The following is a 7,853-nucleotide window of genomic DNA, read 5'->3' on the forward strand; positions in this document are numbered from 1 at the left end:
CCGGCGGTGGAGGACCTGCGCCGGGCCGCCGCCCGGCACCGGGACAACGAGGACGCGCGGGGCGAGGCGTGGACGCTGTACTACCTGGGCCAGGCGCTGGAGGAGACCGGCGACCTGGACCGGGCGGTGCGCGAGCTGGAACGCGCCCGCACGATGTTCTCCCGGATGCGGGACGTGTACGGACTGGCCTGCGCCCGGCACCACTCGGCGCGGGTGACCCGGGACCAGCGGGCGGCCCGGACGGGGTCCCTGCGGAACTCCGGGTTCGCCCGGCAGCTCCTGGTGGACGCGCGCGCCGACTTCCAGCGCATCGGGGTCGCGCACGGGGAGGCGTGGACCTGCCTGGAGCTGGCGGTCGTCGACGCGGGCAACGCGCGCACGCAGCAGGCACTGGCGCTGTGCGACGAGGCGGTGTCCCTGTTCGTGTCGTACGGCGACCGGCGCGGCGAGGACTGGGCGCGCTTCCTGCGCTGCACGCTGCTGCCGTACGCGGCGCCGGGCGGTACGGAGGTCGGTACGGCGGTGGCCCAGGAGGAGCTGTCCCGGCTGGGCCGGGCCGGCCACGACTCCCGCGACGGAAAACTGGCCGACTGCGTGGAGGCGTACCAGCTCCTCCTGGAACGGGGCGTCACCCTCGACACCGGCTGGCAGGCCTGGCACCTGGGCATGGTCCCCAGCCGCCACGCACGGGAGGTGATGGGGGTACCGGTGGGCGAGAAGGCGTAGGCCCCACCGGCCGCCGACCGGCGGTTGCGGACGGGAAGACGTACGGCCCCACCCGCCACCCACCGGTGGTCACGGGTGAGGGAACGCACGTTGCGCCGGTCGCCGGCCGGCGGTTGTGGGCAGTCGTTCCGCAGAGCGATGGGGTCCCCCCGCTCATGGGGGTCCCCCGCTCATGGGGGTCCCCCCGCTCGAGCGAAGCCGAGAGTGGGGGAGAAGCCGAGAGTGGGGGAGAAGCCGAGAGCGGGGAGGGTGGGCACAACCGCCCCGCAGCCGGCACCCGGCGTCGGCCGGGAGCGTCCGCGCAGCCCGGCGCCTGCGGGGTGCCTCCCAGGTCCTCAGGACACTGAGGGAGGCACGACTCGGCCGCGGAGAGGCGGCGGGGCCCTCAGCCCCGCTTCTCCGCGGCCGCCGCCTCGGCCTTCTCGGTCCCCGGGTCCCCGGACTCGGCGAAGTCGACGCGGCCCATGTGGCGGTTCATGGACTTCATCAGGGCCCACACCGCCAGAGCCATCACCGCGAACACGATGAACCCGAGAACACCAGGGGTCACCTTGTCCTCGTCGAGTTCCTTGGCCAGAGGCACCAGGTGGGTCATTGCCAGGCTTGCGCTTGCGCTCATGTCAGGCATTGTCCCGGATGCCCGCGAAGAGGTCGTCCTCGGGGAGGGACGTATCGACGAGGGACTTCGCCAGCTCGTACTCCTCCGTCGGCCAGACCTCCCGCTGGAGATCCATCGGCACCCGGAACCAGCCCCCGTCGGGGTCGATCTGCGTCGCGTGCGCGATCAGCGCCTTGTCGCGGATCTCGAAGAAGTCGGCGCACGGCACGTGCGTGGTGAGCGTGCGCTCCTTGCGTTCGAACTCGCTCCAGCGCTTCAGCCAGTCCCCGTACGGCGACTCCAGGCCGCGGTCCAGCATCGCCTGGTGCAGCGCCTCGGTGCGGGGACGGTTGAACCCCTGGTTGTAGTACACCTTCAGCGGCTGGTACGCCGGACCGTACTCGCCCTCCGGGTACTTCGCGGTGTCCGCCGCCCCCTCGAACGCCACCATCGTGATCTTGTGGGTCATGATGTGGTCGGGGTGCGGATAGCCGCCGTTCTCGTCATAGGTGGTGATCACCTGGGGGCGGAAGGAACGGATCTTCCGCACCAGCTCACCGGCCGCCTTGTCGACGTCCTCCAGGGCGAAGCAGCCCTCCGGCAGCGGCGGCAGCGGGTCGCCCTCGGGCAGCCCGGAGTCGACGAACCCGAGCCACTCCTGCTTCACCCCCAGGATCTCCCGGGCCTCGTCCATCTCCTTCTTGCGCACCTCGTGGATGTGCTCCTCGATGTACGCGTCGCCCTGTAGCTTCGGGTTGAGGATGGAGCCGCGCTCCCCGCCCGTGCAGGTCACCACCAGCACGTCCACCCCCTCGGACACGTACTTCGCCATGGTGGCCGCGCCCTTGCTCGACTCGTCGTCGGGGTGTGCGTGCACGGCCATCAGTCGCAGCTGGTCAGTCAAGACTCAATCCTCAAGTCGGTAGGCGCCCTCAGTGCGGCGGCGCAGTCGCAGGCTTCTATAGTGACCGAACCGGGGGACGAAAAATTCCGGAGTCCGCGCTCCGGGGCCCGCCTGGGGACACCGGTCCCCTCCTGCCGAGGAGACGATCATGAGTACGTCGAGCACGCGGCTGCCCGAGGGCCGTTACGGCCGCTCCTCGGACCAGCGTGCCGACCGCACGCTCAAGGTCGTCGGCGCCGTGCTGTCGGTGCTGATGCTCGGGCTGATCGGCTGGTTCGGCTACCACTACGTCGCCCAGAACGAGATCAGCGCCGAGGTGATCGGTTTCGACACCTCCGAGGACTCCGTGAAGGTGCACCTGGAGGTGCACAAGGACGCGGGCGTCGCCGGCTACTGCACGGTCCGCTCCCAGTCCGAGGACGGCGCCGAGGTGGGCCGCGCCGACTTCCGCTTCGACAAGGACGCCACGCGCGTCGACGAGGTCGTCACGCTCCGCACCACCTCCCGGGGCACCTCGGCCGAGCTCGTCGGCTGCCACACGGACTGACACCGCGGGGAATACCTGGCCACTGACCTGCGCTGACACGAGTCCGGTGGCTTATGTCCTCCCCCTACGGGCACTCAATTGTTAGGCTCGTGGTTTCGCCCATCCCTGGAGGAACATCCTTCTGGGTAGGGCGATGCTTTGTATTCCCAGTACCTACGAGGAGCACCTGTGACCCAGACCAGCGAGAACGTCACCTGGCTGACCCAGGAGGCGTACAACAAGCTCAAGGACGAGCTTGCGTACCTTACTGGTCCCGCGCGCACGGAGATCGCCGCGAAGATCGCCGCCGCGCGCGAGGAGGGCGACCTGCGGGAGAACGGCGGGTACCACGCGGCCAAGGAGGAGCAGGGCAAGCAGGAGCTCCGTGTGCGCCAGCTCACCCAGCTCCTCGAGAACGCCAAGGTCGGCGAGGCCCCGGCGGCCGACGGCGCCGTGGCGCCCGGCATGGTCGTGACGATCGCCTTCGACGGTGACGAGGACGACACGCTGTCCTTCCTGCTCGCCTCCCGCGAGTACGCGAGCGCCGACATCGAGACCTACTCGCCGCAGTCCCCGCTCGGCTCGGGCGTCATCGGCCACAAGGTCGGCGAGGACGCGGAGTACGAGCTGCCGAACGGCAAGAAGGCCTCGGTGAAGATCCTGGAGGCGAAGCCGTACAACGGCTGACCCACCCCCGCGAGTCCCCGACGGGCCCCCGGCACCCCTGCGGTGCCGGGGGCTTCGTCATGTCGCCGCCGAGCGGTACTTGCGCACCGCGAGCGTCCGGAAGAACGCGATGATCAGGACCGACCAGATCAACGAGGCCCAGACGGGGTGCTGCATGGGCCACGCGTCGGGCGTCTGGAAGCCCGGGGGGAGGTTGCCGAACATCTCGCGGCATGCCTGCACGGTGGCGCTGAACGGGTTCCACTCCGCGATGTGCCGGAGGAAGGACGGCATCTGGTTCGCGTCCACGAACGCGTTCGAAATGAACGTCAGCGGAAACAGCCAGATCAAGCCGCCCGAGGTCGCCGCTTCAGGAGTGCGCACGGACAGGCCGATGAGCGCACCGATCCACGAGAACGCGTATCCGAGCAGCAGGAGCAGGCCGAATCCGACGAGCACCTTGCCGAAGTTCTCGTGCGTGCGCCAGCCGACGAGCACGGCGACGACCGCCAGCACGACGAGGGTGAGCGCCGTCTGTACCAGGTCGGCCATGGTGCGGCCGGTCAGCACCGCGCCACGTGACATCGGCAGGGAGCGGAAGCGGTCGATGAGGCCCTTGTGCATGTCGTCGGCGATGCCCGCCCCCGCGCCCGCCGTGGCGAACGTGACGGTCTGGGCGAAGATGCCGGCCATCAGGAACTCACGGTACGCCTGGGTGGAGCTGGACGAGCCGACCTGGATCGAGCCGCCGAACACGTAGGTGAACAGCACCACGAACATGATGGGCTGGAACAGCCCGAAAATGAGCATCTCGGGGATCCGGGCCATGCGGATCAGATTCCTGCGGGCGACGACCAGGGAGTCCCGGATCGACCGGCCGATGGGGTTGCCGGGAGCCGTGACCCGGACGGTGTCGGTGACGGCGCTCATTTCGCGGTCTCCTTGGTGTCCTCGTCGTCCTCGGCCTCCGCGACGTGGCCGGTGAGGGAGAGGAAGACGTCGTCGAGGGTGGGGCGGCGCAGGCCGATGTCGTCGATCTCGATGCCGTTGGTGTCGAGGTCGCGGATGATCTCGGCGAGGAGCTTCGCGCCGCCGGAGACCGGTGTGGTGATCTTGCGCATGTGGTCCTCGACCGTGGTGTCGCCCTGGCCGGCGCCGCGCAGGCTGTACTTGTCGAGGAGGGCGGACGCCGACCGGATGTGCTCGCGTTCGTGCACCACGACCTCGACGCGTTCGCCGCCGGTGCGGGCCTTGAGCTGGTCGGAGGTGCCCTGGGCGATGACCTTGCCGTGGTCGACGACCGCGATGTCGTGCGCGAGGTGGTCGGCCTCCTCCAGGTACTGGGTGGTGAGCAGCAGTGTCGTACCGCCGGAGACGAGCTGTTTGATCACCTCCCACAGCTGCTGGCGGTTGCGAGGGTCGAGGCCGGTGGTCGGCTCGTCCATGAACATCACGGGCGGCGAGACGACCAGGGCGGCGGCGAGGTCGAGGCGGCGGCGCATGCCCCCGGAGTAGGTCTTGGCGGTGCGGTCGGCGGCGTCCGCGAGGTTGAACTGCTCCAGCAGTTCGTCCGCGCGGGCCTTCGCCGCCTTCGCCTTCATCTGGTAGAGCTGTCCGACCATCTGGAGGTTCTCGCGGCCGGTCAGGTACTCGTCGACGGCGGCGAACTGGCCGGACAGGCCGATGGAGCGGCGTACGGCGTCGGGCTGTTTCAGCACGTCGAGGCCGGCGACGACCGCCTTGCCGCTGTCGGGCCGCAGCAGGGTGGTCAGGCAGCGGACGGTGGTGGTCTTCCCCGCGCCGTTCGGCCCGAGCAGGCCCAGGACGGTGCCCTCGGGAACCTCCAGGTCGACGCCGTCCAGTGCCCTTACGTTCCCGAAGGTCTTCACCAGACCTTCGGCATAGATGGCGCCTGGCATATGAGTCTCCACGTCATCGTGATTCTTCGGAAAGCCTAGGTTTGCGCGCTTTGGTGTGCTGAGGTTTTCGTCGGGCGCGGGCGGCGGGACGGACGGTGGCCACCCGGCGGCGAGACACACACCATAACGCGATGTATCGCGTCCCACAATGGAATGACCCGAAGGAGTGACACCCCGTCGGGTGTCAGCCCATGACCGTGTAACCCGCCTCGCGCAGAGCCCTGTTGACCTCCGCGCAGTGCTCCGGACCCTTGGTCTCCAGGTGCAGCTCGACCTCCGCCTCCGTGAGCCCGAGCCGTGGATCGGTCCGTACGTGGCTCACGTCGAGGACGTTAGCGTCCGCCACTGACAACGCCCCCAGAAGCGAGGCGAGCGCGCCCGGCCGGTCCGTCAGCCTCAGCCGTACGGCCAGGTAGCGGCCCTGCGCGGCCATGCCGTGCCGCAGCACCCGCTCCATCAGCACCGGGTCCACGTTGCCGCCGGACAGCACCGCGACGACCGGCCCCTCGAAGGCACCGGGCCGGCTCAGCAGCGCCGCGACCGGGCTCGCCCCGGCCGGCTCGACGACCAGCTTGGCCCGCTCCAGGCACAGCAGCAGCGCGGCCGACAGCTCGTCCTCGGTGACCGTGCACACCTCGTCCACCAGCTCGCCGACGATCCCGAACGGCACGTCGCCGGGCCGCCCCACCTTGATCCCGTCGGCCATCGTCACCGGGTTGCGCACCGGCACCGGACGCCCGGCCGCCAGCGAAGGCGGATACGCCGCCGCGCCCGCCGCCTGCACGCCGACGATCCGCACGTCGGGCCGCAGCTCCTTCACCGCGACCGCGATCCCGGCGGCCAGCCCGCCCCCGCCGACCCCGACGACGATCGTGCGCACCTCGGGGCACTGCTCCAGGATCTCCAGGCCCACCGTGCCCTGGCCCGCGATGATGTCCGGGTGGTCGAAGGGATGGATGAACACGGCGCCCGTCCCGTGCGCGTACTCCATCGCCGCGGCCAGCGTCTCGTCGACCACCTGGCCCTGCAGGCGCACCTCGGCGCCGTACTCCCGGGTCGCGCTGATCTTCGGCAGCGGGGCGCCCTTCGGCATGAAGACCGTGGACCGCACCCCGAGCAGCGAGGACGCCAGCGCGACGCCCTGCGCGTGGTTGCCCGCGCTCGCCGCGACGACCCCGGCGGCCCGCTCCTCGGGCAGCAGCCCGGCGATCCGCACGTACGCGCCGCGCAGCTTGAACGACCCCGTCCGCTGCAGGTTCTCGCACTTCAGGTGCACCGGGGCGCCCACCCGCCGGGACAGGTGCCTGCTGCCCTCCAGCGCGGTCGTCCGTGCCACGCCCGAGAGCATCTTCCGGGCGCCGCGCACGTCGTCGAGGGTGACGGTCCGCAGGGATCCGGCCGTGCTGTAGCTCATGATTCCAGCATCGCAGTTCGCCGGTGGCGGCGACCGGAGTGACCAACCCGCGGACTCGGCTTTGCGCAGCGCCGGTACGGGCCGACGTCCGGCCGCGTACCCTGTCCCCCAATTAGCAGCCCTCCACGAAGTGAGCCCCCGGCCATGCCCACAACACCTGATATGTCGATGGACATGAGGACGGACCTGACGGCCGTCGGCGACACCGGTCTTCTCGACACGCTGCAGCATGAGGTGGCGCTGTTCGCCCGCCGTGCCGAACAGACGCGTCTGGGCGGGGTCGGCCAGGTGCGCAACTCGATGGACCGCGCCGCGTACCTGCTGCTCAACCGCCTCGACAAGGAAGGTCCCATGGGCGTCAAGGCACTCGCCGCGAGCATGGGCATCGACTCCTCGACGGTCACCCGGCAGGTCGCCCCGCTCGTGGACACCGGCCTGGTCAAGCGGACCTCGCACCCCGAGGACGGCCGCGCGGTCGTGCTCCAGCTCTCCCCGCGCGGACAGTCGCGCCTGGAGGAAGTGCGCTCCTCGCGACGCCAGTTGATGGCCGAGCTGACGCAGGACTGGGACCCGGAGGAGCGCGAGGCGTTCTGCGCGCTCCTGACGCGCTTCAACGGAGCGCTGTCGGCTCGGATGTCCGCCCCCGACCGGGTGGACTCCTGACTCTCCGGGGACTGCGCCCCAGCCCCCTTCGGCCCTGAACGGGCCTCGTCCTCAAACGCCGGAGGGACTGATGCAGCCCCTCCGGGGGAGTTTGAGGAGCGGGGTCCGGGGCGGAGCCCCAGGTTCGGGACGGGAAGGGGCGGCGGGGGCGAAAAACCGAAGCGTCGCGCACGCACGTCCCTTGACCGCGGGACGCACCCTGGCCTGATATGAGAACCGAGGGCTCTCAGGGGCGAGGGGAGACACGGTTGCACCCACGGCACACGTCCCAGGACGACCTCCGCGCCCGCGGGTTCGAGGCGTACGTCGCGGGCGCCGGCACCCGCCTGCTGCACACCGCGACCCTGCTCACCGCCGAACCGCCGGACGCCAACCCGCACGCCAGGCGCCTGCTGACCCTGGCGCTGGCCCACACGTACGCGAGCTGGGACCGGCTG

Annotated in this window: 8 protein-coding genes and 2 pseudogenes; 5 read left to right on the forward strand and 5 right to left on the reverse strand. The window is 70.4% G+C overall.

What is annotated here, in order from left to right; translation table 11 throughout:
* Nucleotides 1-726, forward strand: a pseudogene (locus tag B7767_RS12025) (hypothetical protein); the annotation flags it as partial.
* 385 nt (nucleotides 727-1,111) lie between these two features.
* Here B7767_RS12025 and B7767_RS12030 read toward each other — a convergent pair.
* Both B7767_RS12030 and mca read right to left on the reverse strand, forming a co-directional pair.
* A complete protein-coding gene (locus B7767_RS12030) occupies nucleotides 1,112-1,354 on the reverse strand; it encodes a hypothetical protein (protein ID WP_085572195.1) in 243 nt (80 codons plus the stop codon).
* The gene (mca, locus tag B7767_RS12035; RefSeq protein ID WP_030859827.1) at nucleotides 1,347-2,228 is read right to left on the reverse strand and encodes a mycothiol conjugate amidase Mca; all 882 of its coding nucleotides are present in this window, start codon (nucleotides 2,226-2,228) and stop codon (nucleotides 1,347-1,349) included. Before mca ends, B7767_RS12030 begins: the two co-directional genes overlap by 8 nt.
* 148 nt (nucleotides 2,229-2,376) lie before the next feature.
* Between mca and B7767_RS12040 the strand changes: the two genes are divergently transcribed.
* Both B7767_RS12040 and greA read left to right on the forward strand, forming a co-directional pair.
* Nucleotides 2,377-2,775, forward strand: a complete 399-nt coding sequence (locus B7767_RS12040) for a DUF4307 domain-containing protein (RefSeq protein WP_085572196.1) — start codon at nucleotides 2,377-2,379, stop codon at nucleotides 2,773-2,775.
* A gap of 168 nt (nucleotides 2,776-2,943) precedes the next feature.
* Nucleotides 2,944-3,441 (forward strand): transcription elongation factor GreA, encoded by a 498-nt coding sequence (greA, locus tag B7767_RS12045; protein WP_085572197.1) that lies wholly within the window; start codon nucleotides 2,944-2,946, stop codon nucleotides 3,439-3,441.
* Between the two features lie 57 nt (nucleotides 3,442-3,498).
* Here greA and B7767_RS12050 read toward each other — a convergent pair whose 3' ends face one another.
* From B7767_RS12050 to ilvA, 3 genes are all read right to left on the reverse strand, one after another.
* Nucleotides 3,499-4,350, reverse strand: coding sequence for an ABC transporter permease (locus B7767_RS12050; RefSeq protein WP_085572198.1), 852 nt, complete (start codon nucleotides 4,348-4,350; stop codon nucleotides 3,499-3,501).
* The gene (locus tag B7767_RS12055; protein WP_085572199.1) at nucleotides 4,347-5,339 is read right to left on the reverse strand and encodes an ATP-binding cassette domain-containing protein; all 993 of its coding nucleotides are present in this window, start codon (nucleotides 5,337-5,339) and stop codon (nucleotides 4,347-4,349) included. The genes B7767_RS12050 and B7767_RS12055 overlap by 4 nt, the downstream gene beginning before the upstream one ends.
* Before the next feature lie 184 nt (nucleotides 5,340-5,523).
* A complete protein-coding gene (gene ilvA, locus B7767_RS12060) occupies nucleotides 5,524-6,753 on the reverse strand; it encodes a threonine ammonia-lyase (RefSeq protein ID WP_085572200.1) in 1,230 nt (409 codons plus the stop codon).
* Between the two features lie 174 nt (nucleotides 6,754-6,927).
* Here ilvA and B7767_RS12065 point away from each other — a divergent pair, with 174 nt between their 5' ends.
* Both B7767_RS12065 and B7767_RS12070 read left to right on the forward strand, forming a co-directional pair.
* Nucleotides 6,928-7,416, forward strand: a complete 489-nt coding sequence (locus B7767_RS12065; protein ID WP_085572201.1) for a MarR family winged helix-turn-helix transcriptional regulator — start codon at nucleotides 6,928-6,930, stop codon at nucleotides 7,414-7,416.
* Nucleotides 7,417-7,664: 248 nt separating this feature from the next.
* Nucleotides 7,665-7,853, forward strand: a pseudogene (locus tag B7767_RS12070) (RNA polymerase subunit sigma-70); the annotation flags it as partial.

Source organism: Streptomyces sp. 13-12-16, from assembly GCF_002114215.1.
GTDB lineage: Bacteria > Actinomycetota > Actinomycetes > Streptomycetales > Streptomycetaceae > Streptomyces.

Bases quoted from the DNA above. Each gene is read 5' to 3' on its own strand.
- B7767_RS12030 (WP_085572195.1), bottom strand. From the start codon at position 1,354: ATGCCTGACATGAGCGCAAGCGCAAGCCTGGCAATGACCCACCTGGTG.
- B7767_RS12040 (WP_085572196.1), top strand. From the start codon at position 2,377: ATGAGTACGTCGAGCACGCGGCTGCCCGAGGGCCGTTACGGCCGCTCC.
- B7767_RS12050 (WP_085572198.1), bottom strand. From the start codon at position 4,350: ATGAGCGCCGTCACCGACACCGTCCGGGTCACGGCTCCCGGCAACCCC.
- B7767_RS12055 (WP_085572199.1), bottom strand. From the start codon at position 5,339: ATGCCAGGCGCCATCTATGCCGAAGGTCTGGTGAAGACCTTCGGGAAC.
- ilvA (WP_085572200.1), bottom strand. From the start codon at position 6,753: ATGAGCTACAGCACGGCCGGATCCCTGCGGACCGTCACCCTCGACGAC.
- B7767_RS12065 (WP_085572201.1), top strand. From the start codon at position 6,928: ATGAGGACGGACCTGACGGCCGTCGGCGACACCGGTCTTCTCGACACG.